We start from the raw sequence: 24,542 nt of genomic DNA, 5'->3' as shown, positions 1-24,542 counted from the left end.
TGGAGTTGCCGTTCCACGTGCCGTACACCTGCATGTAGCGGTCGCCCTTGTCCTCGGGGTCGTCCCCGCGGAGGGGTCGGAGAAGGACGACCCGTAGGAGCTGTCCATCTCGGCCTGGAGCTGATCGCAGGAGACTCCCACGCGCTCCGGCGGGAGCCGGGCCGCCAGCTCCCGCAGTTCCTTCAGCCGCTCCTCGGGGATCGGGTTCGCGTTGGTCATGAGCCCACCACTCCTTCACGTCGGGCGTGCGCCGGAAAGCCGGCCGCCTGCGATGACTTACCGTCAGGAGTACAGTCCCGCTAGCGGGTTCGGTAGGGCGCCACGCCGGCCATCCTCGACATTCGGACGGACCCGGCCTGCCCGGGAAGTAAACCCGCCATCCGTGTCGTGGCACGATCGAGGCACCGGGGCTGTCGGCCGGTGGTCAAGTGGGCAGGCTCTCCTTGCCACTTGGCCACCGCTGTCTGACCGTTCGTGATGCGCTGATGTGTGATCGTGATCGCTCACTGATCGTGTCGATCTTCGAACGGTGCGTGTGCTACGTTCCGTGCTCCAACCGAAAACAGGCGACCCCGGCAGCGCGCCAACGCTCCGGGGTCCGGCAACAGGAGCTGACACTCCCGATGCGCGTCCATCGTAGCGCCCACGTGCGCAACTTCACCGTGCTGCCCAACGCCGTCCTGCAGTACCGACGGCTCTCCTACACCGCCCGCGGCCTGCTCGCGGACCTCCTCTCCCGCCCCGACGGCTGGCACGAGGACGGCCGGCACATGGCCGACACCAGCCCCCAGGGACGCGGCGCTGTCCGCAAGGCCCTGAAGGAGCTGGCCGAGGCCGGTTTCTACCGGGTCGAGACGATCCGGATGCCGGACGGCACCCTCCGCACCGAGAACCACGTCTACGACACCCCACAGCTCGCGGTACCGGGTGCCGCCCGTCCGGCGTCCGGTATAGCGACCACCGGGCCCGTCGGCGCCCTTGTAGTAAAGGACCTGGACAAAGAACCCTCCCTCCCCGCCGACCTCGTCGACGGCCAGGCGGTCGGCGGCGAGCTGGAGGAAGAACAACAGGACACCGGTGAGGCTGCCTCGCTGCCGGACCAGCAGGTCCGCGAGGCGGTCGCCGCGCTCTTCCGGGCGATCCGGCCCGAGCCGCGTCTGCGCCTCGGTGAGGCCGAGGCGCGGAAGCTCGCCCCGCTGGTCGTCCAGTGGCTGGAGCGCGGCGCGACCCACACGGACCTCGCGCAGGCGCTGCTGCCCGGACTCCCCGCTCCCGTGCACTCGGCAGCAGCGGTGATCCGCTATCGCCTGGAGCGCAAGATGCCGCCCGCGCACGCTCCTGTACGCCCCGCAGCGGCCCGGTGCGCGGAGTGCGCCCAGTGCCACGACCCCGTACCGCAGCCGGGCATCTGTCGCCCCTGCGCGGGCCTCGGCGAGCGCACGATCGCCGTCGGGGGCGGCGAAGCGGTCACTCGCAGTGGGGTGGCCCGCGCCAGGGAAGCTCTGCGTGCGGCCCGATCAGTGGGGCTGGGTTTCGGCAGCCTGGTCCCGACCGGCTGACCGACACGTCCACCCGACAGCAGGACTACCGGGGGGATCGGCGACCAGCTCGAACGACGGTGGCGGCCGGGGCGCCTGGCAGCCGGCCGGGGTTCTCGGCCCTGCGGGGTGGGCTGTGCCGGACAGGACGGCTCGTCATTGAGCAGGATCGAGCGCCAGACTCGCTCCTGGAGTTCGCGGATGCAGGGCCCGCAGGCGTACATGGGCGCCTGGGCGCCGGCGACGTGAGCGGGGCCGATCCACAGGACACGGGTCCACTGCTGGTCGCAGTGGAGCCAGCAGAAGCCGTCGACCCAGGCGTTGCCGTCGTCGGTCGCCGGCGGGTCGGGCACGTCGCCGCGGGCGAACCCGGCGATGCCGGGGATCACGATGTGCGGCTCGGGCAGCAGGGGATCACCTTCCCGGGCTGTGCTCGCCATCGGATTCAGCGGCTCCGTTCGCTTCCAGCCCGTCGATCGGTGTCCACTCGTGCTCCAGGATCGAGTAGGTGATGGAGTCGCGCCAGGCACCATGGACGTAGACGTGGTCGCGGATCCGGCCGTCCTCGGTCATTCCTGCGCGGAGAAGCGTTCGCGCGGATGCCTCGTTGAGGGGTGAGCGGGCGGCCCAGATGCGGTGCAGGCCCAGGACGTTGAAGCCGAGGGCGCAGAGCAGGTGGACGGTCTCGGTGCCGAGGCCCTTGCCCCATGCGGCCGGGTGGAGGGCGAAGCCGATGGTGGCCGCTTGCTGGGGTTCGGTGGCCAGGCGCGCGTAGCCGATCAGCCGGCGCTCGCCGCGTCGGGTGATGGCGAGGCAGTACTCAGTACGCGGGGTGGCGTGCGCGGAGTCGATGGAGCGGGCGGTGATCGCTTCGACCTGCTCGCGGGTGCGGGGTTCGAAGCTGAGGTGCCGGGTGGCCTCGGGGTCGCCGTAGATCTCCAGGAGGTCGTCGGCGTCCTCGGGTTCGACTTCGCGCAGTGCCAGGTTGGGGCCGGTCAGGCGGAGTGGGGTCATGGCTGCGGAGCCTATCCGCGAGGTCACCGGACGAGGGCCGAGGTGGGGGTGGCGGTGAAGGCCTCGATCTCCTGGCGCAGACCGGCCGCCGCGCTGCCGCTGCTGCGTCGGCCGGCGCCGTGCAGGGCGGCGTGGACGCGTTGGGCGCTGCTGACGATGCCGAAGTTCCGTTGCACGACGGGGAGGTCGAGCACGGGGCGGACGGCCTCGGCGGCGCCCTCGATCTCGCCGCGGGCGATGCGGGCGAGGGCGAGGTCGGTCTGGGCGCCGGCCTGGTCGCCGAAGGCCCACTCGTCCTCGGTGGCGTTGCGGTAGGCGGCAACGGCGGCCTCGGACTGGCTCTCGCCGAGCGCCGGGTCCTCGCCGAGCTGCACGGTGGCCTCGGCGACGTAGTAGAGCTGGCGGGGCAGCGGGAAGGTCATGATGCCGCCGAAGGCGTCGAGGTCGTCGGGTTCGACGGTCGTGCGGGTCTCCTCGGCCTGCTGGATGGCGGTGCGGGTGGCCTCGCCGTTGCCGAGGAGTGAGTGGGCGCGGGCGGAGAGGCAGGCCAGCCAGACGCTGGTGGTGCCACGGGCGTTGCCGATGGCGCCCTGTCCGAGGGCGGCGTAGTCGGCGGCCTCGCCGGGGCGGCCGGCCCAGTAGGAGATGAGCGACTGGAGCGAGCGGACCCAGGCGCGCATGGCGTGGTGGTCGGCGTTGTCGGCGCAGACGAAAGCGGTGCGGGCCTGCATCATGGCGGCACTCGGGTTGCCCAGGTCGTGGCTGGCCTTGGCGAGCATGCCGGAGGTGATCCCGGCAAGCAGGTACAGCTCGCGGGCCTGCGACGGCTTGGCCCGTCCGTGTTCCAGCAGTTGGAAGGTGAGGTCCTGGACCTCGACCAGGTCGCCGAGCAGGGTCGGTAGTGCCAGCTTCGGGTAGGCGACGGTCAGCCGCCGTACCTCGTCGTGGATCTGGCCCAGGGTCTCCGGGCCGATGCTGCTGCCCTCCGCCATCGCGGTGAATCGAAGTGCACGACGAGCCGCCATCGTGACCTGCCTTTCCAATTCCGTGGTGCCCGCGTCGAAGCGGGGCTCGCTGCTGAACGGGCCACCAACAGGCAGTGCGGCTGCCTGCCCGGGCGGGAGGAGGACAGGGACCGGCCGTGGTGGCGGGACTGCGAACGAGGCGGTGGTGGCGAGCACGGGTACGGGGCCGGCCGGTGCGGGCGCGAGGAGTTGGTCGACGCCGATGCCGAACATGGCCTCCAGCACCCGGCACTGGTCCGGGTAGGGGCGGGTCTTCACCGCACCGCCGTACCAGCGCTCGAACTGCCGCTTGGAGACCGACAGGCCCCGGAGCCGGGGGTCGCGCTCCTGCTCGGCGGCCGAGTTCGCCGTCGCCTCGAACCTTAGACGGAAGGTCTCGTAGACCTGCCAGTGCCGCTGAAGCGTCAACACCCTTAGGAGTGTGGGAGTTTCAGCCACCGCGGATCATCTCCGTCCCCGTTCGTCTGCTCTGACGATAGCCATGGTCGCTCGACAGGAAACCCGTTCGAGGTCGTCTCAGCCGAGATGACGGCGACCGTGACGGCAGTCATGACGCGCACCGACATGGCTCGCCTCTCGGGATGGCGGAACGGTGGCGGCGGCCGCGTCGTATCGGTGCCGCACCTGGGGCCGCCATCCTGAACGCCACCTCGCTGTCCGTGCATTGCCGACAGCGAAGCGTGAGATCAAGTGCGCTGGGATCCGATCCGCGCCCGATCGACCCCATCCAGCACCACGTGCATTCCGGCTCGTCATGCCGCGAGCCGGCAACGGGAGGGAACCGATGGACAGCACCCTGACCGCTCTGGCCGGGCAGATCGCCCAGCTGGACGCCGTGGACTCCGCCCACCTGGAGCGGATGCGCCACGAAGCCCTGACCGCCCAGGCCCCCTGGAAGGCGGAGTACGGCGCCTACCAGTCCGGCGGCTGGTGGACCACCTCGCTGATGAACGCCTCCGGCGACGCCGCCGACGTGACGATCGGCGACTGCGCCGCCCGTCCGACCGACCTGCTGGGTCGGATGCCGGCCACCGCCGCGTTCCTGGCCGACCTCGGCCTGGACTTCATGTGGGTGCGGCTCGCCCGGCTGGAGGGCAACGCCTTCCTCTGGGAGCACCGCGACTACGACGACCTCGACCAGGTCGAGCGGCACAGGCTGCACGTCCCGCTGCACACCAACCGGTCTGCCTTCCTGGTCACCGGCGGCACCAAGGTGCACATGACGGGCGGGCGGATCTGGCGGCTGACGCCGACGTACGCCCACGGGGTGTGCAACCTGCTCGGCCCGGACCGGATCCACCTGATCGCCGACGTGTACGCCGACGATGCATACCAGCGCCTGGCCCGCCGACCCGCGCTCAGCCCGGCGGTCGCGGAGCCGCTGCCCGTCGCCGACCAGACGGTCCTGGCCGCGCGGCTGGAGAACGCCCGCAACATGGCCACCCTCGGCTACACGGAGGCGGCCGAGCGGATGCTGCTGCGGCTCTTCTACACCTACGCCCTGCCGGAGGGCACGGTCTACGACCTGATCGCCGAACTGCACACCTCCCTCGGCGACATGGAGGCCGCGACGCGCTGGGAGACCGCCAAGCGCCGCCTCCTCGCGATCCCCGCCTGATCCCAGCCCGCACCTACGCCCGGAAGGAAGAAGCGCATGCCCACCCTGCAACTGGCGGCGATCACCCAGGCCAACCGGCCCGCGCAGCTGCCGCTGCTGTCGAAGCTCGCCGACGTCCTGGCCACCTCCCCGGCGGTGACCCACCTGATGGTCCGAGGGTCGCTGGCCCACGGCACCGCCGACCGTCTGTCCGACGTCGACTTCGTCGCCGGCGTTCACGACGCCCACTTCCCGTCGTTCGTCGAGGCCCTGGACACCCTGATGCCGGTCGAGGCCGGCGCCCTGCTGCCCGGCTGGCGCGACACGATCGTCGCCGACCTCGGCGGTGTCGGGATGGTCTTCCTCGTCCCGGACGAGGGCAAGCTCCACCAGATCGACCTCTACGTCGCACCGGCCTCCCGGATCCCGCGGCTGCAGGAGACGGTCAGCACTGCCGTCCTCCTCGACCGCCGGCCCGGACCGGTCGCCGCGCCGGACGTCGCGGCGGCCGAGAGCTTCGCCGCCGCCTTCCTCGCCCGGCCGCGTTCCTGCGCCGAGCTGCTGATCGAGCACCTGGTGCTGGCCGTTCTCCTGCACAAGCGGATCAAGCGCGGCCAGCGGTTCGTGGCGTACTCCGAGTGGCACCGGCTGCACACGGCCACGAAGGACCTGATCAAGACCGCCCTGGCCCCCGCCTCGCGGTTCTGGGGCTGGTACCAGCTGCGTGAGGAGATCGCCGTCACCCCGATCGGCCGCGCCTGCCTGGGCGACCTGGACGCCGCGATCAGCGGCCCGGCCATCCCGGAGGCGGCCGACGTCACCGAGGCGATCGAGCGGGTGCTCGCCCTGGCCGAAAGGGCCTGCCCGCAGGCGCTCGACGGCCTGCACGACGCCGTCGCCGCCTACCGCACCTACCAGGAGCTGGTGTGAATGCACTTCACCTCGCGGGCCCGGCCGCCAGCCGGGCCCGCGAGGGCCTGACCGCCGTCTTCTTCGGCGGCGTCGTCCCCGCCTCCCCCCAGGAGGAAGCGCTGGCCGAGGAGATCGGCCGGTCCCTCGCCCAGGCCGGCTACCAGCTCCTGCACGGCGGCTACAACGGGCTGATGGAGGCCGCCGCCCGCGGAGCCGGAGGCCAGGGAGCCACGGTCACCGCCGTCACGCTGACCGGCAAGCACGACGAGTGGGGCGCGTTCAACCCCCACATCACCCTGTCCGTCCACGTGCCCGACCCCGGCGCCCGCCTCAACCACTACCTGGAGAACGCCGACCTGGTAGTCGCCATGGGCGGCGGAGTCGGCACCCTCCACGAGCTGACCGCCGCCCTCTACTACGCGACCACCATCCGGTCCGTGCCGGTCTGTCTCGCGGGCGCGTCGGCCCTTCGCCTGCTCGCCTTCCTGCGCGAGGAGCGGTGGCTGTACGAGACCCCGACCCGGCCGCTCGGCTTCCTCACCACCGTCGAGTCCGCCGAGGCCTTCCGCGCCCACCTCGCCTCGCTCGACACCACCCCGATCGGAGGAGCATGACCACCCGCACCCCGTCGGCCGGCCTCGCCGCCCGACTCGCCGAAACCGCGTGCGTCAACGCCCCGTTCAAGCTCGCCGATGGCGGCCGGCTCGACGCATACTTCGACGAGTACCGGCTCGCCTCAGACCCCGCGCTCCTGCGCGACACCGCCACCGCCATGGCCGACCTCGTCCCCGACGACGCCCAGGTGCTCGCCGGTATCGAACTCGGCGGCGTCCCCCTCGTCGTGGCGCTGTCCGCCGCCACCGGCCTGCCCGCTGTCTTCGTGCGCCGCAAGCCCAAGGGCTACGGATCGTTCCACCAGGTCGAAGGCCTTCCCATCGAGGGCCGGCGCATCGTCCTGGTCGACGATGTGGTCCGCTCCGGTGGCCAACTGCTCCACATGGCACGCATCCTGCGGATGGTGGGCGGACCGGTCACCCACGCGCTGTGCGTCCTGGAGCGCCCGCTCGGCGGCCGGACGCTGCTGGCCGATCACCGCGTCACGCTGCACTCGCTGTTCACCGAGGACGACCTGCCGGCGCCCCGGGCGGGTGGTGCCGCGTGAAGCGGGCCGTGCTCTTCGACCTCGACGGCGTCCTCGTCGACAGCCGTGACGCCCAACTCGCCACCCTGGCAGGCTATGCGACCGCTGCCCTCGGCAAGCGGGTGGCCGTCGCCGATCTTCCGGCCGACGCCGCGACCACCCCGCGCGAATACGTCCTGTCCGACCTCGGACTGGACGGATCGATCAACGAGGAAGGCTGGGCCGCGGCGAGCGCCACGGCCACCCTGACCGCCGAGGTGTTCCCCTACGTCGCCGAGACCCTCGCCGCACTCCGCGAAGCCGGAGTCGGCACCGGTGTCGTCACCCTGCGAAGCCGCGAACGGGTCAACTGGCTGCTGCCGCAGGACGTCCTCGACCAGCTGGACACCGTCGTCTGCTACGAGGACGCCCAGCCCAAACCCGCCCCCGACGGCGTCCTGCTCGCCCTCGACCGGCTCGACGTCACCCCGAGAGCAGGCATCTTCGTCGGCGACACCGAGACCGACATCCACGCCGCCCACGCCGCGGGCGTCACCGCCGTCGGCGCAGGCTGGGGCTTCGCCGGCCCCGAAGCCCTCACCCGGGCCGGAGCCCACCTCGTGATGCCCCGCGCCGACCACGCCGCCTTCGTCCTGCCCCTCCTGGTCGGAATCGGCCGTCAGGAGGACAACTCCAAGCGATCTTGACCCCCGAGCCGCTACTGTTGGTGGCGCAGTCGCAGCGGACCGTTGCGTCCGTTGTCGGCTGCGTCACCTCAGAGCGACGGATACCGGAGTCATGGTCTACACCGTGGGGGCGCGAGCTATCTGCGCCGAGCTGGAGAACTGAGAACCACTCAGTCCTCGTTCTCGGCCCAGCTCGGCGTGTGATCACCCCCCCACCTCTCCGCGACTCTTCCGTGAGGGCCATACCGCCATGCGCTCGACGCAGATCCGCTCCACCTTCCTGGACTTCTTCACCTCGCGCGGCCACCGCCACGTCCCGTCCAGCCCGCTCATCCCCTCCGACCCGACCCTGCTGCTGGCCAACGCCGGCATGAACCAGTTCAAGCCCTACTTCCTGGGCGAGGTCACCCCGGAGTACCCCCGCGCCACCACCATCCAGAAGTGCGCCCGCACCTCCGACATCGACAACGTCGGCCGCACCAACCGGCACGCCACGTTCTTCGAGATGATGGGCAACTTCTCCTTCGGCGACTACTTCAAGGCCGACGCCATCGCCTACGCCTGGGAACTCCTCACCCAGGGCTACAACCTGGAGAAGGACCGCCTCTGGATCACCGTCCACCAGAGCGACGACGAGGCCGAACAGCTCTGGCGCAAGATCGGCGTCCCCGCCGAACGCATCCAGCGCCTCGGCGCGGACAACTTCTGGGACATGGGCGTCCCCGGTCCCTGCGGCCCCTGCTCCGAGGTCAACTACGACCGGGGCCCGGCCTTCGGGCGCGAGGGCGGACCGGCTGTCGACGGCGAACGGTACGTCGAGATCTGGAACCTCGTCTTCATGCAGTCCATGCGCGGCGAGGACGACGACAACGGCACCTTCCCGATCCTCGGCGACCTCGCCCAGCAGAGCATCGACACCGGCCTCGGCCTCGACCGTCTCGCCGCGATCCTCCAGGACGTCGAGAACGTCTGCAGCACCGACCTCCTCCTGCCCACCCTCACCACCATCCAGGAACTCGCCGGCCGCGACTACCCGGGCAGCGGCTCCGGCGGCGAGGAGAAGGTCTCGTTCCAGGTCGTCTCCGAGCACGCCCGCTCCATCGCCTACCTCATCGCCGACGGCGTCCTGCCCTCCAAGGACGGCCGCGGCTACGTCCTGCGCCGCCTGATGCGCCGCGCGATCCGGCACGCCCGCATGCTCGGCATCGACCAGCCCGTCCTCGCCCCGGCCACCGCCAGCGTCATCGCCAACCTCGGCGACGTCTGGCCCGAACTCACCCGCCAGGCCAGCCTCATCGAGCAGGTCGTCACCGCCGAGGAGGAGTCCTTCACCCGCACCCTCACCCAGGGCACCCGGCTGCTCAACGCCGCCATCACCCGCAGCCGCGGCAGCCGCTCCACCACCCTCACCGGGGACACCGCCTTCGAACTGCACGACACCTACGGCTTCCCCGTCGAGCTGACCATCGAGGCCGCCCGCGATGCCGGGCTGACCGTTGACGAGGACCGCTTCACCGCCCTGCTCGCCGAACAGCAGAAGCGCGCCAAGGCCGGCGGCAAGGCCAAGACCGCCGAGGCCCTGCGCCGCCAGGACGCCTACCGCGAACTGTCCTCCCGCCACGGCCGCACCGACTTCACCGGCTACGACCGCCTCGACACCGAGGCCACCGTCCTCGGCCTCATCTCCGACGGCGCCGTCGTGCCCGGCGCCGACCAGGGCAGCACCATCGAGCTGGTCCTGGACCGCAGCCCGTTCTACGCCGAGTCCGGCGGCCAGGTTGGCGACACCGGCACCATCCGCACCACCGGCGGCGCGCTCCTGGAGGTCCTGGACACCAGGCTCGGCCTGGAGGGCTTCCACGTCCACACCGTCCGCATCCGCGAAGGCGAGATCCGCACCGGCGAGCGGGCCGAAGCCCTCGTCGACGGCCCGCGCCGCGACGCCGTCGCCCGCTCCCACTCCGCCACCCACGTCCTGCACGCCATGCTCCGCCGCACCCTCGGCGACCACGCCCGCCAGCACGGCTCCCTCGTCGACGCCGGCCGCCTGCGCTTCGACTTCGCCCACTTCTCCGCCGTCGACGCCACCCAGCTCGCCGCCATCCAGGCTCTCGTCAACGACCACCTCCTCGACGACCCCGAAGTCCGCATCTGGCACGCCACCCGCTCCGAAGCCGAGGCCGCCGGCGCCACCGCCCTGTTCGGCGAGAAGTACGGCGACCACGTCCGCATCGTCGACATCGGCGACTTCTCCCGCGAACTCTGCGGCGGCACCCACGTCCCCCACGGCTCGAACGCCGGCCCCGTCCGCATCCTCGGCGAAGCCTCCATCGGCTCCAACCTCCGCCGCATCGAAGCCCTCACCGGCCGCGACGCCCTCACCTACCACGACACCGAACGCCGCCTCCTCGAAGAGCTGTCCGCCCTCCTCGGCACCCGCCCCCAGGACGCCCCCGACGCCCTCCGCAAGCGCCTCAACACCCTCACCACCGCCCAACAGGAACTCGCCCGACTCCGCGACGCAGAACTCCACACCCGCGCCCAGCAACTCGCGGCCTCCGCCCGTGCCGTCCCCGGCGGCCGGATCGTCACCGAGACGGTCACCGGCCTCGGCCCCGACGAACTCCGCACCCTCGCCACCAGCACCGCCGACCTCCTCGGTAGCGAACACGCCATCGTCGTCCTCGGCACCGAACACGACGGCAAGGCCCTCCTCGCCGCCGCCGTCACCCGCAGCCTCCACGACACCGGTACCCAGGCCAGCGAGATCCTCGTTCCGGCTGCCCGCGTGGCCGGTGGCGGAGCCGGCGGCAAGGGCGCGGTCGCCAGCGCTGGCGGGCGGCACCCCGAAGCCCTCGACGAGGCGCTCACCATTGCTGCCCAGGACGCTGCCCGAGTCCTCGGTCAGTAGCTCAGGCGCCTCGCGCGAGCGGTCGGTGTCTTCCCGACTCGGGAGAACATCGACCGCCCGTTTTCACCGCCCGTGCTCGGCGGCCTCCGCAAGGTCTTTCAGCAGGACCACGCTCTCGTAGTTGGTCACGTCCCACCGCCACCTTCCGATGGGCTGGTACCCCCGTCGGTGGTACCAGCCGATCAAATCAACCGCTTGGGTGGAGGTGTCGATGACCGCCTTCGTGGAATCAAGGGCAACGATGCGTTCCTCAGCAAGGGTTAGCAGACGCTGTCCAAGACCCGTTCCCTGACGGGCCGGGTCGACCGCCAACTGCCAGAACGAGCCCGCTCCCACCGGGGCCGGATACGCCTCGGGCACCGCGTACGGAGCCGCCACTGTCACCGACCCGAGTAGCTCGGCACCCCTCACAGCGAGCCAGCACTCCCCCTTCGCCACCCGATCAGCCGTGTCCTGTGTGGACTGATAAGACGCGAAGAAGAGCCGGCCAGCCGAAGCATGATCGGCATAGGCGCGGTGCAGCAGACGAGTCAGCCCCGCAACAGAGTCACCCTCGGTGAACCGTCGCATGACGACAGGCGCACAGTGCGATGGGGGCGGGGACGTGCGGGCTGACCATGACACCACAGCACCAAGTGTCGGCTGAATGCTGACCTGCGGCATTTCGAGTAAGCAGTGCCCAGGAGGCTCTGTCGTCACCTGCTTCGCTCGTAGCGGACGATGGCCGCACCCAGGTCGCTCTCCAGCTCGTTGATCCAGCCACCGCCAAGCCACGCCATGATGCCCTTGTCCTGATAGTCCTGCGGTCCTACCGGCTCTGGGGCCATGGATGTCACGTACTGTCCGGCTCCGCCTTGCAGGGTGAGATGCACCCGTACGACACGCGCAGCACTGGCGTCGAGTACGAGGAGCATCACAGACCGTTGCCGGCTCAGAGATTCGCCGTTCAGTTCCTTGATCAGCCAGCACCAGTGAGCGGATACCTGCTGGTAGCGGGCCCCATCGGGACCGCGAAGCGGTCCAGTCGCAGACACGCGCATGCGGTGGAAGGTCTCGCCTCGGTACGGTCGCAGCCGCTCAACGGCCTCAGCCAGGAGATTCCTGAGCCTCTCCTGCTCACGCTGCCGTTGATCCTTCTCTTGCGTTTGCTGAGCTTCCCGCAGGTCGTGCTGCCGTCTCGCCTTGCTGATCGCGTCGTCGAGCCCCATGCCTTGACGGTATCCCGCAATGCTGATGTGCATGCCGACTTCACCTGATTCCTCTGGGAAACGGCTTCGTTACGCCACTGAGGGCATTGCCGGTGGCTTGATGGCGACTACCGGGCAGCGCTAACGGCCGATGCTGTCGGTCCTCTCCGCTACGTTTTGCATGACTGGCAGTCAGGTTAGGGAGGGCTTCATGGATCGAAAGCCGCGACGCAACTACAGCAACGCAACCATCGCCGGTCTCATGACGCTTGCTCGCGGTGGGTGCTACGCGCCTGACTGCAATGTCGCCACCATCCGTATGATCAACGGCGTGCCTGTGCTCAACTTGGAGATCGCCCACATCCGGGCACTCGAAGAGGGCGGAAAGCGGTTCGACCCAGAGTGGTCGGAAGAGGAGCGCAATAGCTTCGCCAACCTGATTCTGCTATGTACCGCACACCACAAAGTTGTCGACGGCGCCAGCAGCGACAAGTACCCCGCGGACGTTCTTCTGGCCTGGAAGGTCGCTCGCGAGGCTGACGGTCTCGACGCCCTGGCAGGGCTGGGCGCCCTCACCGAGGGCAAGCTCACAGCGATGATCGCCACCGCCCAAGGCGAACTACTCGACCGAGTCAGCCCCGCACTAGAAGAGTTCAGCAAGACCGCCCCCGAACTGGCCTCACTGCTCAAGGTGCTGACCGCAGAGTTGGCAGACCCGCGGGTTCACGGCTTCGGAATCTCCGAGGACGGGATCGAGATGCTGTACAGGTCATCGCGAATCCTGGCCAACCTGGAAGACACCGCCAGTATGTTGGCCGGCGCCGCGCACACTCTGGCCAACCTGGAGGACAGTGCCAACACGTTGGCCGACGCCGCCGACGCGCTGGTTAATCTTGAGGGCTTGGCGGCGATCCTGAAGAAGGCAGCCGGGGAAGCCCGGAGTGCCGCGAACGCGCTGGTCGATGCCCGGGTCTCCCAAAGATACTAAGCAGCTCTTACCGGTTGCAGTTTTGGTTGCATGCATCCCTGTCCAGCCCCGTTCGGAGTCTGGCCGACGAGCCGCTTCGCGTAGATCGGCGAGCATGTGACCGTCCCCGCACGACCGCACGAGCCTTTGGAAGGTGTGTTTGGGTGCCCCCGAATCGCGTGCCTGGAGGAATCCGCCGCCGTTCTTCCCGTCTGGCCGCCACGGGGAGCTGAGATGTGGCTGTGCTCAGCACATGGGCTGGCTGTCGAAGGCGGTGGCGGGCGCCCTATGGAGGCCGTGCCAGATCCGTGGACGCCGGCACTGACGCCAACCGGCCGAGACTGACGAACGGGGCCGCGGAAATTGCTACGCGAGCGCCGGAGCACCCAGGACGCTGAGGAGGGCAGGTCCGGCTGCCGTAGAGACCTCGGCCATTTGCCGGAGGGCTTCGCCTGGCAGGTATCGGTAGCTCTGCGGCGGGTGGAACGTTCCGGCGGACCTCAAGGCGCCGAGCGTGACTGGCTCCTTGAAGGTGACCGGTGCCTCCAGCGTGAGGCCACTGGCCTGGGCGGCACCGCTCATGTATTCGTCGTACTCGCGACGGGTGATCCCCGTGCGGGAGCGGCTGGCGGCCCACACCTCGCTCGGGGATCCGACATGGACGGAAGCGACGCGGGCGGTGCCGACCAAGGCCATCGTGGGAGCCGTGGCGTAGATCACGACAGGAGTCCCAGGGGGAACGGCGACTCGCTGTCGGCGCACCTCAACGGTCTTGCTGCCCGCAAGGATCGCGGTCGCAAAACGCGGGTGGACTGAGAGCAGGAGTGCGCGTTCCTGGTTCACGTCGGTCGGTGCCCTTCCTGGTAGGCCGCTTCGAACAGCCTGTTGTCGATCTTCGTCAGCGACATCACGGACAACGGTAGACCCAGACCCTTCGCCAGGGACTTCAGGCGTCGGTACGTCACCGGATTGGGGAAGAGCTCGGTGTCCGAGAAACGCAGAGCCATGGCCGTACCTGAGGTGGAGTTGGCCACTTTCTTGCGGATCTCCTCCAGACCATATACGCCCAAGTGTTCGAATTGGGCAAAGAGGGCCTCGGCTGTGTCGACGACCACCTGCTCAAGCCGAGAACAGCCGATCGCCATCTGTCCTTCCTGGCTGGACGGGTCCTGGCTGACGTACCAGAGGAGGCGGGCTGGGACGCTCTCGCCGCGGTGTCCCGAGGCGCGGTAGTAGGCGTGCTCCCTGCTGATCCCCAGCTCGTTTCGTCGAGGCAGAAGGGACACAGGCATGTTGAACAGTTCGGTCGACCAGACAGGGTTGATAGGGACGATGAACGACGGCAGCTCGGAGTCCATGACCTTGGCAGGCCACCACGATCGCTCAACGACGCTGGCGACCTCAGCCGGCAGCCCGGTGGGGAGAGCCAGCGCCGTCGTGCCCAGCTCTCGTGATGCAGTATCGGCGGCTTCGGTGACGACTGCTGCCGTTCCACAGACATCCACGACGAGCGCCGCCAGACCGTCCTGGTGAGCGAGGAAGCCATCATCGCGAGCTGCGACGTGTGCCGCGGTGGACGGGAACGGGTCGGTGATGTGCACGACGTGGGCACCGTACGAGCGGGCGGTCTGCTTCAGCGTGAACAGCACCTGGCGGGAGAGGGTCTCTTCGAGCGGATGGGTAGCGGTACGCAGAACTGGGACGAGGAGCGTCCGTCCGTCTACGGCCCAGGCGTACAGTGCAACCGGGTGCCCCTCGCCGTCACGGATGAGCTCGCGGCGCCAGCTGAGGGGGCTCCGCTCTAGACTCTTGAGACGGTTTGCGAAGTCCGATCCGCTGTCGCTGCTCGATTGTTCGAAGAACGCGACCAGTTCGGCCTCACCGCGCGGCGCGACCTCACTGATGCGGAATTCGGTACCCATGAGATCGGCCGGCCGGTACACCTGGGCCTGCCGCAATTCGTCGACATGCATTGCTACGTCTGCTGGGGCCACGATGCGGACTCCGACGGCATTCCATGCGACATCAGCCAGTCGTGTCAGCGACGGGTCATGGGTGGCCAGCACGTGCACTCCGGAGGCTGCGGCCTCGGCGACGTATCGCAGTCGCGCTTCAAGCTCCGTTAGCCCGGGATCGGCCTTGGCCGCTGCGTCCAGCAACTGGCGGCTCTGCAGTGCCACAGTCTGTGGATCGGGGCTGAGCTCGCGAAGGCCGGCGGCGGCCGCTCGCTGGTGGACGCGCTCGGCCTCATTCTCAATGTCCCGGATGTCCTGGTAGAGGTACGGGGTGAAGACCAGCTCAACCAGATCGGTCATCCATCCGGCTTCGAGCGCCTGGGACTCGGCTGCTTCTGAGGACGGCTTCCGTCCGCGGAGATGGGCGAAGACGCCGTGGTCGATCGCGACGGTCAGCTGCGCGTCGCTGTCCACCTCGGCGAAGAGGCTGGGATGGCGGAAGTCCAACCACCAGCCGTCCAGTACGTGCCCTTGCTTGCTGCGGCCCTTCACCTCGCCGCGCGGGATGAATCCGAGCTTCGTCCACATCCCGGTGAGCCCGTAGTCACGCCTGCACTTCGCCTTGATGCCGAAACGCTGGCCGTGGTGGGCCCGGATGGTTTCGATCAGCAGCCGGGCGATGCCCTTGCTACGGTGTTCCTGGGCTACACAGAGATGGGCCAGTCGAACATGGGGCGTCCGCTTCGGCAGACCGAACAGCGCATACCCGACGACCACACCGTCCTCGATGGCTGCGAGAAGCCCGCCGTCTTCCGCCATCTTCGAGTAGGCGGGCGGTGTCATCAGCCCCAGCGTCTTGGTGTAGCGATCACCGAGCGCGATGGACTCGGCCAACAGCTCATCCTGAGCCGGAGACACCGACACGACCTTGATCCCCATCGGACCCCCTCAACTGAGCTGCACCAAGCAGCCTCGTTCTCAGCCATGTCTGTCTCAGCTGGCACCTAAACCTCGGAAGGGCGATTCCGTCGCCAGTCGTGCCAGACGCGTGCCAGAACGGGTCGTGAACGGCGGACAGCAGTGGTCTGCGTCGGGTGTCCGACGGGCTGGCCATGCCGGTATCGGTACAGGTCAGGAGCACCTCTCGGGTCGAAGGACCAAAGATTCCCAAGCTTAGAGCGTGAGTTCGATTCTCGTCGCCCGTCCCATTGAGAAAGCCGCAGGTCAGCGACCTGCGGCTTTCGTGTTGTCTGGACCAATCCGGCTCCGCCGTGCCAGATCCGTGTCAGAAGGCCCGGCTGTGAGGGCCGCCGACGGAGTGAGTGGCCGGGTCTGGGCGTGACCGCTTCCCCTGAGCGGCCGTTGGTATGGACATGACCATTCGTGCGAGGAGGGCCAGGAGGGCGATCTCGCGGCCTTCACGGACAGTAGCGAGCGCGCGGGCACCGTGCGCAAGGCCTTCCATCGGCTGAAGGGGGAGCCTGCCCGCTACGCGGACGGCGACGAGGTCGACGTCCACGACGTCCCGCCGAAGCTCGTCGCCCGCACCAACTTCCCCGCCCCCCTCTACGACCGCGTCGGCGGCAGCAGCGCCTTCGTCCGCACGCCGTACCGGCTCTCCAACGGGCACGGCTTCTACAGCCGGCCCGAACGCCGCGAGGGCCTCCACTGCCCCAAGCGCGACGGCGTCGGCACCGTCGTGCAGTGGGAGAAGTCCTGGATCGCGGGCAACGACACCGACTCCAAGGTTTTCCTCTGCTTCGACGGCCGCTACTTCATCGACCAGGAATACCTCACCTGGGCCGATGGCGAGAGGAGCCGGCCTCGGACCCGGCGATCCGACTCGGCAGTCCGGGGAGGCTGGGGCGGATGGCGGGATCGCCGATGTGCCGTGGCGCGAAAGTGTCTTGATCGGCAGTCACATCCAGTGAAACCGTGGGCACGTTCTGTGTTGATCGCGTGGCTGTCGGGAGTGCCGCGGCCACCAGGCATGAGGTGACGGGTTTGACGGAGATGCAGCACCTGGCGAAGGTCTACAGCGACCGCGCCTACGTTCACACCACGACCGTTCGGCACCAGGGCAGCACGGTCGCGTTCGCGATGGACGACCAGCGGCGGATCGTCTACAGCGTCCTGGACCTGTCGCAGCACGACGAGGCGAAGGGCGAGGCCGACGCGGCCTACTGGTCGGAGGACCCGCTGACGCTGCGCTTCCCCTCCGAGGTGACGCGGGTCGGCTACGCGGTGGCCGGCTCGGTGCGGATGCCGGTGGTCAAGCGCGGCGGCCGGGTGGAGGCGGACCCGGCGGAGCGGCTGGAGGAGCAGGAGCTGGACCGGTTCCTGTCGAGCACGGCCCGCCTCGGTGCAGCCGCCCCCTTCCACGTGGTCTCCGACGGCACCCACCTGTACGTGCTGCGCCAGTCCGTACGGGCCGACCACTCCGACGCGGTGTTCCGGCTCGCCGACGGCACCGGCTCCTCGGGCGACCCGGCCCGCACGGACTACCTGGCCAAGGACGGTGAGGGCAAGGTCGCGGTGGTCGACGCGACCCTGCTGTGCGACCGCTTCGTGCTGGCCGGCGGCGAGTTGAAGCCGGTGCTGGAGGTCCGCTACCGGCGCAGCCGGCACAAGGGCCGCCCGGACTCCGCCAAGGACAGCCTCGGCACCCAGGACATGGAGGGGCAGCCGTTCGTCGAGCCGACCCAGGAACTGTCCTTCGTCCGCAACCTCTCCGGCGGCCGGTTCACCGCCCTGCTGGTGCCCACCGCCGTGCACGGCCGGGAGCGCTGGCAGATCTTCGCGCACAACGACGCCAGCGGCCGGATCGACGGCTTCAGCGTCGAGCGCGGCCGGGACGGCCTGTTCAACACCCAGGGCACCCAGGCCTGGACCAGCCCCGACCCGCGCTACCGGGACGCCGTCTATGAGAGCGCGCCCGGCACCTGCCCGTTCACCGGCCGTCCGCTGGTACCCGCCGGGGGCGAGGGCGGCCGGGCCGGGACAGCGCTGCGCTTCGACGGCGTCGACGACGTGGCTGAACTGCCCGGCAGCGCCCTCGACCTGGCGAACCGCGACTTCACGGTGGAGTTCTGGGCCCGGCGCACCGCCACCGGGGGCCGCGAGGACTTCCTGATCGGCCACGGCGCGCCCAGCGGCGTCCGGCTGCGCACCCTGCACATCGGCTTCCGCGGCGACGACACCTTCACCTTCGCCTTCTACGGCGACGACCTGAACGTCCCGCAGCGCACCACGGACACCGACTGGCACCACTGGGCCTGCGTCTTCGTCCGGGACACCCGCGAGCAGATCGTCTATCGCGACGGCGTCGAACTCGGCCGTCGCACCACGGACATGCCCTACGCCGGCCTCGGCGGTCTCACCCTGGGGCGCGGCATCCGTTCGTACGGTCGCGGAGAGCTGGACGAGGTCCGGATCTGGCTCCGCCCCCGCGGCGGCAGCGAGATCGCCGCCGACCGGGGCCGCCGCCTGATCGGCAACGAGCCGGGCCTGGCCGTCTACTACCGCTTCGACGAGGGCTCCGGCGGCACGCTGCACGACCAGACCGAGCACGCCCGGCACGCCGCGCTGAGCGGCGGCCCCGCCTGGGTCACCTCCGAGGCCCCGGTCGGCGAGGACTCCGCGGTGAGCCGCAGTAGCTTCGCTTTCACAGGGCGCCGGGTGGTCTCCGGCCTGTCCGCGTTGCTGCACCACCAGCAGGAGGCCTCGCCGGCCGGCTACGACCGGGCGGCCAAGCCGGTCAAGCGCCAGGCCAGGGTGCTGCTCGCCTGCACGACCGGCGGGCCCGACCCGGTGACCGGCAAGGCCACCGAGGAGGCGTATGTCGCCACCCTGGACCTGGGGGTGGGCCGGGACGGCCGGCTGGCACAGACCCCGGAGGAGCTGGCTCTGCCGGTGCTGGCCGCCCCGGAGTCCAGCGGGAACGTGGACGCGGCGAGCGAGGTGGACGCCCAGGTGGCGAAGCTGACCCGGGACGTCGCCGCGACCGAGGCCGAGATCTCCCGACTCCAGACCGAGACCGCCGAGATTCCGGAGGTCGAGCGCCAGCGGGCCGAGGCGCGCGCTGCGCTGGAGAACGATCCCACCTACTGGCGCTACCGGCTGCGGTTCAAGCTGCAAAGGGACGGCAAGGACCAGTACCTCGCGGTGCAGGGCGACAGCAAGGACCGGGTCGCCCCGGTGGTGCGCACCGCGAACAAGCAGGCCGCGTCGACGATCTGGACCTTCGAGCCGACCGGCACCACGCTCAACGGCGTCACCTGCTACTTCGTCAAGAACGCCAACTCCGGGCACGACCTGAACGTCGAAGCCCGCTCCGTGGACAACGACGCCGCCCTGATCCAGTACTCCCGGGAGGCCGACAACGCCGCCACCCAGTTCGCACTCGACACCTGGAACGGCCACAGCCTGGTGGCCCGCCACAGTCGCAAGCCGATCGCGGCCCGGGACAGCCAGGGCGACCGCGTCGTGCAGTACGACTACGCGACGGTGAACGCCTCCGGCGAGAGCATCCTCGTCCTGGAGCGGATCGACAACTCGCTGAAGACCAGCCCCACCACCGACCGGCTGAACCGGCAGATCGCCGAACTCGACGACCGCCTCCAGCTCCTCGGCGTCAAGCAGGACCGGCTTGCCGAGCTGCGCCGTGACCTTGCCTCCCAGCAGGCCCGCCTGGCCGCGAAGCAGGAGGAGCTGGGACGGCTGACCGGCGGGGTGCGCGGCTCTGACGACATCGCCCTGCCGGTGCCGCAGCTCACCGTCGACCGCACCGGGCTGAGCGGCTCCGGCGCGCTGCTGGGCTTCGCCCGCGCCGCCGACCGTCCGTTCCTGCTGGACAGCGCCACCGGCAATGTCGTGCTCTACTTCCGGGGCTCCAACGGCCAGTTCTTCGCCGCCTACTACGACACCCAGGTGCTGCGCTCCTCCCGGCAGCTGGCCGCCGGCGAGCGGACGGTCTCCTTCACGGCCAGGGACGCGGCCACCGACCTCGCCGGAACCAAGATCGGCATCATGGAGGGGGACACCCCGGCGCAGGTCTCCCTGATGATCAAGCACAACGGGCAGACCGAACGGTGGCTCCACCTGCCCCGCCGGGCCGAGGACTTCGCCGCCGTGGTGAACGGCGCGCCTGAGCAGCCCGTCACGATCGGCACGGTGCTGCGGATCGACGGCGACGTCGTGCAATTCACCGAGGGCACCCTCGCCCCGCTGGCCGGCCCCGGCTTCGTGACCGTCGGTGGCCACGGCTTCCGCTTCGAGGGCAGCCACCCCACCGGGTCGAAGTCGCTGCGCCTGGGCGCGGGAGCGGAGCTGACCATCCTGAAGCCGGGGATGAGCGTGCAGCGGGTGCGTTACGACCACCGCTGGTCCGAGGCCTCCCAGCCCGGCAGCACCCTCGCCGAGGGCTCCCGGCTGGTCACCGTCGACCCCGGCGGCCTCGCCGAACTGCCGTTGGGCGGTGCGGACGGCCTGGTGCGCGGCCACGGCGGGCGCTGGCGGGCCGACATGCCGGGCCGCGCCTACGCCTTCGACGGCAAGGGCCGCTTCCTCGCCCTGCCCGCTGGGCAGCTGCCCCGCGCGGTGACCCCGGGGGACCTCACCCTGGAGACCTGGATCAACCCGGAGCGGGCGGAGGGTCCGGTACGGCTGCTGCACGCCAACACGGGGGACACCCCGTACGGCCTCGGCCTCCTCGGCACCCCGGTGGCCTCCGGGCTGGTCTTCGACGGCGTGGACGACGCCGCCGTGGTGCCCGGGGCCTTCGGCTTCGGGGACGGCGACTTCACGGTGGAGTTCTGGGCGCAGCGCACCTCGATCGACAGCCGGTCGCACTTCGTCCTCGGCCACAGCACCGACCAGCAGCGCGACGGCGAGAGCCTGCACATCGGCTTCCGCGCGAACGGCTTCTTCACCTTCGGCTTCTGCAACGACGACCTGGACACCACCCGGCGCTTCGGCGACACCAAGTGGCACCACTGGGCCTGCGTCTTCCTGTGCGAGAGCCGCCAGCAGGTGATCTACCTGGACGGCCAGGAGATCGCCCGGCGCACCGCCAAGGAGCCGTACCGGGGGCAGGGACGGCTCTCGCTGGGCACGGTGCTGTGCTGGCCCCGCGAGTTCGCCGCCGTCCGGCTGGACGAGGTCCGACTGTGGTCCAAGGCGCGCGGCGGCGACGAGCTGCGGGCCGACCAGGGCCGACGGCTGGCCGGCAACGAGCCCGGGCTGCTCGGCTACTGGACGTACTCGGCGCCGGCGCCCGGCGCCCCGGCCGCCCCGCCCGTCCTGGCCGACCGCTCCGGCAACGAGCGGCACGCCGAACTGCGCGGCATGCCGACCCCCGCCCCGGCCCGCGCGCCGATCGCCGACGGCGGCTACCGCGTCGTCGCGGCCGTCGGGGACCGTCGGGTGGTCAGCCGGGAGAGCTTCCCGCTGCGTGAGTGGAGCCACCTCGCCGTGGCCTACCAGCAGTCCTGGGCGGTCGAGTTGACCGGCGACGCCCACCTCGAAGTCCCGGACGACGACGCGCTGGACATCGCCGACGATCTGACCCTGGAGGTGTTCGCCCGGGTCGACCGCCTCGGCGAGACCCAGGGCCTGCTCTCCAAGGGCCGCACCGCCGACGGCGTCGGCGGCAGCGTGCCGTACCGGCTGGCCGTCCTGCCGGACGGGCGGCTGGAGTTCGCCTTCGAGGAGCCCGACGGCCGGGCCGTGCGCTTCACCTCCACCGAGGGCGTGAAGACCGGGCAGTTCCACCGCATCGCCGTGGTCCGCAAGGGCGGCCGCTCGATGCAGGAGCAGAAGGGCACCAAGGAGATCACCACCGCCGGGGCCGACGGCAAGCCGGTCACCCAGAGCGTCGAGCTGGTCGAGTCGCTCGCCGTGCGGGAGTGGCAGGACATCCGCTTCCACCTGGACGGCCGGGAGATCGGCGCCGCCCGCTACGAGGGCCCCGGCCCGCGTGGCAACGACGCCCCGCTGGAGCTCGGCCGGGCCCGTGCGGGCGCCACCGTCCAGCAGCTGACCGGGGTGCTCGCCGAGGTCCGGATCTGGGGCGCCGCCCGGGACGCCGCCCGGCTCGGCACCGCCGTCACTGCCCGCGACCGCGGCCTGGTCGCCCACTGGCGCTTCGAGGAGAACGCGGGCGGCACCGCGGCCGACGTCACCGGCTCCCACCCGGCCCGGCTGCGCGGCGCCCGCTGGGTGCGCAATCCCGACCCGCGCGGCAGCGTCTTCCGGCTCTACCGCAACGGCGTCGCGGTGGCCTGCGACCCGGCCGGCACCCCGGGCCTGCCCGACACCGCCGCCTTCGCCGCGACAGGTGACCCGCAGCTGACCCTGGGCGCCGTGCTCAAGGGCGGCAAGCCCGCCGAGGCCTTCGACGGCGTGCTGGAGGAGGTGCGGATCTGGCGCACCGCCCGCACCCACGAGCAGCTGCTGGACAACCTGTTCACCCGGCTCAAGGGCGAGAAGGAGGACCTGGTCGCCTACTGGCCGTTCGACCGGGACTCCACCGAGGCGAGCGCAGCCCAGGTCCGCGACGAGGGCCTGCGCGGCAACCACCTGGAGCTCGGCCCCGAGGCCACCCGCCCGCGCACCGTTCTCTCCAGCGCCCCGGTCTCCAACGACGCCGCCCAGGTCCGCTCGGCCCTGGCCGGCCTGCGCACCCCGTTCCACCAGAGCGTCTCCGCCGCCCCGGCCGTCGCCGAGTACGCCGACATGCAGTACGGCTCGCGCGGCGAGGCCTTCGGCGTCCTCAAGCGCGCCTACAGCTACCTCCAGGACGGCCGCTGGCACCTGATCACCGGCTACAAGGTCGGCGAACTGGTCAGCGAGTGGGTCAGCCAGATTCAGTTCGACCCGCAGCTGATCGGCTACGTCGAGGGCGCCCCGCCGATCCCCTCGGAGAACCTCACCGCAGGACTGACCGACCCCGGCAGCGACACCTTCGAGGGTGCCTCCACGGTCAAGCTCACCGAGGCCGAACAGGTCGTCCGCTCGCTGTCCTCCGCCAAGGAGCGCAGCGTGGACGCCGCCTTCGGCTTCGCGCTCTCCAACGAGGTGGACGTCGACGTCTGGATGATCACCGCCCCGCTCGGCTTCGGCATCGCCAAGTCCATCGCCAAGGGCGGGGTCTCGGCGAGCGTGCGCGGCAACCTGGAGTTCTCCAACAGCTGGGCCGAGGACACCTCCGTCTCCCAGGGCGAGAACACCGCCCGGACCGCCAAGGTCTCGCTCACCGGCCACTGGGAGGACCCGGGCCGGCTGCTCAACCCCACCGCCGGGCGCAGGTACGTCCCGGCCAACACCGGCTTCGCCGTCGTGCAGTCGCAGACCGCCGACGTCTTCGCGCTGCGCCTGGCGCACAGCGGCGCGCTGGTCGCCTACCGCATCCAGCCCAACCCGGACATCCCCAAGGACTGGAACGTCGTCCCGTTCCCGATCAACCCCCGCTACACCAAGCAGGGCACCCTGGACGGCACCGTCGGCTTCGACGAGCGCGGCAAGGTCTTCGACCCCGAGTACCAGGGGGCCCGCGAGCGGGGCGAGTACAGCTACTTCAAGCCCCGCGAGGCCTACGCGCTCAAGCGCCGCATCCAGCGCGACCAGCAGCGCCTGCACAGCTACTACGACAGCGTCTCCACCGAGACCCACGCCCCCGACCCGCTCGCCCAGAAGGCCGGCCGGGTGCTCGGCGGCGCGATCGGCGCGGACGCTGCCCCGGCCCGCGGCCGGGAAGCCGCCGACAGCGCCACCGGGCAGGGCTTCTCCCGGCGCGACCTGGTCAACACCTACGTGTGGACGGCCGCCGGCGGCTTCTTCGCCGAGACCACCGAGACCACCGACGTGGTCAGCGAGACCACGGCCGGCTCGTACTCGCTCTCCGGCTCGGTGGGCACCTCGATCGGCACGTCCTTCCAGATCGCGGGCATCGGCATCGGCGCCCAGCTCGACGCCTCCGTGGGCGGCGGCATGACCGCCACCCGGGCCCGCGGCAAGGAGGCCACCCGCTCCTTCGGGCTGGAGGTCGAAGTCGCCCCCAGCAGCAACCTCCAGAGCTACGACGGAGACCGCAACCCGGTCTTCGACCGGGACGGCAACCCCGTCAAGGTGCCCGGCAAGGTGGACGCCTACCGCTTCCTCAGCTTCTACCTCGGGGAGGACAGCGAGCATTTCGACAGCTTCTTCCACAAGGTCGTCGACCCGGCCTGGCTGAACAACGGCAACGACCCCAACGCGGCGGCGCTGCGCCAGGCCCGGCAAGCCGACCGCAAGCCGCCGTGCTGGCGGGTCCTGCACCGCGTCACCTTCGTCAGCCGGGTCCTGCCCGACATCCCGCCGGCCGACGCGCCCCCGCTGGAGAAGGCCATGCGACAGCTGGACGTGGAGAGCAACTACGAACTCGTCCGCCGCCTCGACCCCTACGTGAAGTCCGCCGCCACCGGCCTGCCCGAACTGGCCGAGGCCACCCGCACCACGCTGGCCCGGGAGTTGCCGGAGCTGCTCCCGCACGCCGCGGACGTGATCGGGTTCCTCGCCCAGTACTACGGCGTGGAGGCCTGAGTCCCGGTGCCCCGGGGGGGGGGGGGGCCCCCCCCCCCCCCGGGCCCCGCG

At 70.5% G+C, this 24,542-nt stretch carries 16 protein-coding genes; 10 read left to right on the top strand and 6 right to left on the bottom strand.

The features are described from left to right. Positions 1-623: 623 nt before the first annotated feature. Positions 624-1,559 carry a hypothetical protein gene (locus AB0O11_RS19925; protein WP_363388437.1) on the top strand — a complete coding sequence of 312 codons (936 nt, stop codon included), beginning with the start codon at positions 624-626 and terminating at the stop codon, positions 1,557-1,559. 393 nt (positions 1,560-1,952) lie between these two features. Here the strand turns inward: AB0O11_RS19925 and AB0O11_RS19920 are convergent, their stop codons facing one another. Next, positions 1,953-2,552: a GNAT family protein gene (locus AB0O11_RS19920; RefSeq protein WP_363388434.1), complete on the bottom strand. Its 600-nt coding sequence runs from the start codon at positions 2,550-2,552 to the stop codon at positions 1,953-1,955. Positions 2,553-2,575: 23 nt separating this feature from the next. Then, positions 2,576-3,988 (bottom strand): hypothetical protein, encoded by a 1,413-nt coding sequence (locus AB0O11_RS19915; protein WP_363388431.1) that lies wholly within the window; start codon positions 3,986-3,988, stop codon positions 2,576-2,578. A gap of 373 nt (positions 3,989-4,361) precedes the next feature. Here AB0O11_RS19915 and AB0O11_RS19910 point away from each other — a divergent pair, with 373 nt between their 5' ends. From AB0O11_RS19910 to alaS, 6 genes are all read left to right on the top strand, one after another. Continuing rightward, the gene (locus AB0O11_RS19910) at positions 4,362-5,195 is read left to right on the top strand and encodes an aspartyl/asparaginyl beta-hydroxylase domain-containing protein (protein WP_363388428.1); all 834 of its coding nucleotides are present in this window, start codon (positions 4,362-4,364) and stop codon (positions 5,193-5,195) included. A 36-nt stretch (positions 5,196-5,231) separates the two neighbouring features. After that, the gene (locus tag AB0O11_RS19905; protein WP_363388426.1) at positions 5,232-6,104 is read left to right on the top strand and encodes a hypothetical protein; all 873 of its coding nucleotides are present in this window, start codon (positions 5,232-5,234) and stop codon (positions 6,102-6,104) included. Then, positions 6,101-6,700, top strand: coding sequence for an LOG family protein (locus AB0O11_RS19900; protein WP_363388423.1), 600 nt, complete (start codon positions 6,101-6,103; stop codon positions 6,698-6,700). The genes AB0O11_RS19905 and AB0O11_RS19900 overlap by 4 nt, the downstream gene beginning before the upstream one ends. Next, positions 6,697-7,248 carry a phosphoribosyltransferase family protein gene (locus AB0O11_RS19895; protein WP_363388420.1) on the top strand — a complete coding sequence of 184 codons (552 nt, stop codon included), beginning with the start codon at positions 6,697-6,699 and terminating at the stop codon, positions 7,246-7,248. The genes AB0O11_RS19900 and AB0O11_RS19895 overlap by 4 nt, the downstream gene beginning before the upstream one ends. Next, positions 7,245-7,913 (top strand): HAD family hydrolase, encoded by a 669-nt coding sequence (locus AB0O11_RS19890; protein WP_363388417.1) that lies wholly within the window; start codon positions 7,245-7,247, stop codon positions 7,911-7,913. Before AB0O11_RS19895 ends, AB0O11_RS19890 begins: the two co-directional genes overlap by 4 nt. Positions 7,914-8,142: 229 nt before the next feature. Continuing rightward, on the top strand, positions 8,143-10,803 hold the full coding sequence (gene alaS / locus AB0O11_RS19885; RefSeq protein WP_363388414.1) for an alanine--tRNA ligase: 2,661 nt from the start codon (positions 8,143-8,145) through the stop codon (positions 10,801-10,803). 63 nt (positions 10,804-10,866) lie between these two features. On the opposite strand, the gene AB0O11_RS19880 is transcribed toward alaS, so the two are convergent. After that, entirely contained in the window at positions 10,867-11,373 is a 507-nt protein-coding gene (locus AB0O11_RS19880; RefSeq protein ID WP_363388411.1) for a GNAT family N-acetyltransferase, read from the bottom strand. 125 nt (positions 11,374-11,498) lie between these two features. Then, positions 11,499-12,044: a hypothetical protein gene (locus AB0O11_RS19875; RefSeq protein ID WP_363388408.1), complete on the bottom strand. Its 546-nt coding sequence runs from the start codon at positions 12,042-12,044 to the stop codon at positions 11,499-11,501. A 157-nt stretch (positions 12,045-12,201) separates the two neighbouring features. On the opposite strand from AB0O11_RS19875, the gene AB0O11_RS19870 reads away from it, so the two are divergent. Next, positions 12,202-12,978: a hypothetical protein gene (locus AB0O11_RS19870; RefSeq protein ID WP_363388405.1), complete on the top strand. Its 777-nt coding sequence runs from the start codon at positions 12,202-12,204 to the stop codon at positions 12,976-12,978. Positions 12,979-13,323: 345 nt separating this feature from the next. Here the strand turns inward: AB0O11_RS19870 and AB0O11_RS19865 are convergent, their stop codons facing one another. Both AB0O11_RS19865 and AB0O11_RS19860 read right to left on the bottom strand, forming a co-directional pair. Beyond that, complete coding sequence (locus AB0O11_RS19865; protein WP_363388402.1) at positions 13,324-13,800, bottom strand: ASCH domain-containing protein; 477 nt, start codon at positions 13,798-13,800, stop codon at positions 13,324-13,326. Then, a complete protein-coding gene (locus tag AB0O11_RS19860; RefSeq protein WP_363388399.1) occupies positions 13,797-15,851 on the bottom strand; it encodes a GNAT family N-acetyltransferase in 2,055 nt (684 codons plus the stop codon). Before AB0O11_RS19860 ends, AB0O11_RS19865 begins: the two co-directional genes overlap by 4 nt. Positions 15,852-16,359: 508 nt before the next feature. Between AB0O11_RS19860 and AB0O11_RS19855 the strand changes: the two genes are divergently transcribed. Together AB0O11_RS19855 and AB0O11_RS19850 are read left to right on the top strand one after the other, a co-directional pair. Continuing rightward, positions 16,360-16,911, top strand: coding sequence for a hypothetical protein (locus AB0O11_RS19855; protein ID WP_363388396.1), 552 nt, complete (start codon positions 16,360-16,362; stop codon positions 16,909-16,911). A gap of 14 nt (positions 16,912-16,925) precedes the next feature. Beyond that, positions 16,926-24,491 (top strand): LamG-like jellyroll fold domain-containing protein, encoded by a 7,566-nt coding sequence (locus AB0O11_RS19850; RefSeq protein WP_363388698.1) that lies wholly within the window; start codon positions 16,926-16,928, stop codon positions 24,489-24,491. The last annotated feature ends 51 nt before the right edge of the window (positions 24,492-24,542 follow it).

Source organism: Kitasatospora sp. NPDC093102 (assembly GCF_040683915.1).
GTDB lineage: Bacteria > Actinomycetota > Actinomycetes > Streptomycetales > Streptomycetaceae > Kitasatospora.
The sequence above is the reverse complement of the archived record's forward strand: the minus strand, read 5'-3'. Positions and strand labels throughout refer to the sequence as shown.

Coding starts and splice junctions, on each gene's coding strand:
- AB0O11_RS19860 (WP_363388399.1), bottom strand. CDS start 15,851: ATGGGGATCAAGGTCGTGTCGGTGTCTCCGGCTCAGGATGAGCTGTTG.
- AB0O11_RS19850 (WP_363388698.1), top strand. CDS start 16,926: ATGCAGCACCTGGCGAAGGTCTACAGCGACCGCGCCTACGTTCACACC.
- AB0O11_RS19910 (WP_363388428.1), top strand. CDS start 4,362: ATGGACAGCACCCTGACCGCTCTGGCCGGGCAGATCGCCCAGCTGGAC.
- AB0O11_RS19895 (WP_363388420.1), top strand. CDS start 6,697: ATGACCACCCGCACCCCGTCGGCCGGCCTCGCCGCCCGACTCGCCGAA.
- AB0O11_RS19870 (WP_363388405.1), top strand. CDS start 12,202: ATGGATCGAAAGCCGCGACGCAACTACAGCAACGCAACCATCGCCGGT.
- AB0O11_RS19875 (WP_363388408.1), bottom strand. CDS start 12,044: ATGCACATCAGCATTGCGGGATACCGTCAAGGCATGGGGCTCGACGAC.
- AB0O11_RS19925 (WP_363388437.1), top strand. CDS start 624: ATGCGCGTCCATCGTAGCGCCCACGTGCGCAACTTCACCGTGCTGCCC.
- AB0O11_RS19880 (WP_363388411.1), bottom strand. CDS start 11,373: ATGCGACGGTTCACCGAGGGTGACTCTGTTGCGGGGCTGACTCGTCTG.
- alaS (WP_363388414.1), top strand. CDS start 8,143: ATGCGCTCGACGCAGATCCGCTCCACCTTCCTGGACTTCTTCACCTCG.
- AB0O11_RS19905 (WP_363388426.1), top strand. CDS start 5,232: ATGCCCACCCTGCAACTGGCGGCGATCACCCAGGCCAACCGGCCCGCG.
- AB0O11_RS19920 (WP_363388434.1), bottom strand. CDS start 2,552: ATGACCCCACTCCGCCTGACCGGCCCCAACCTGGCACTGCGCGAAGTC.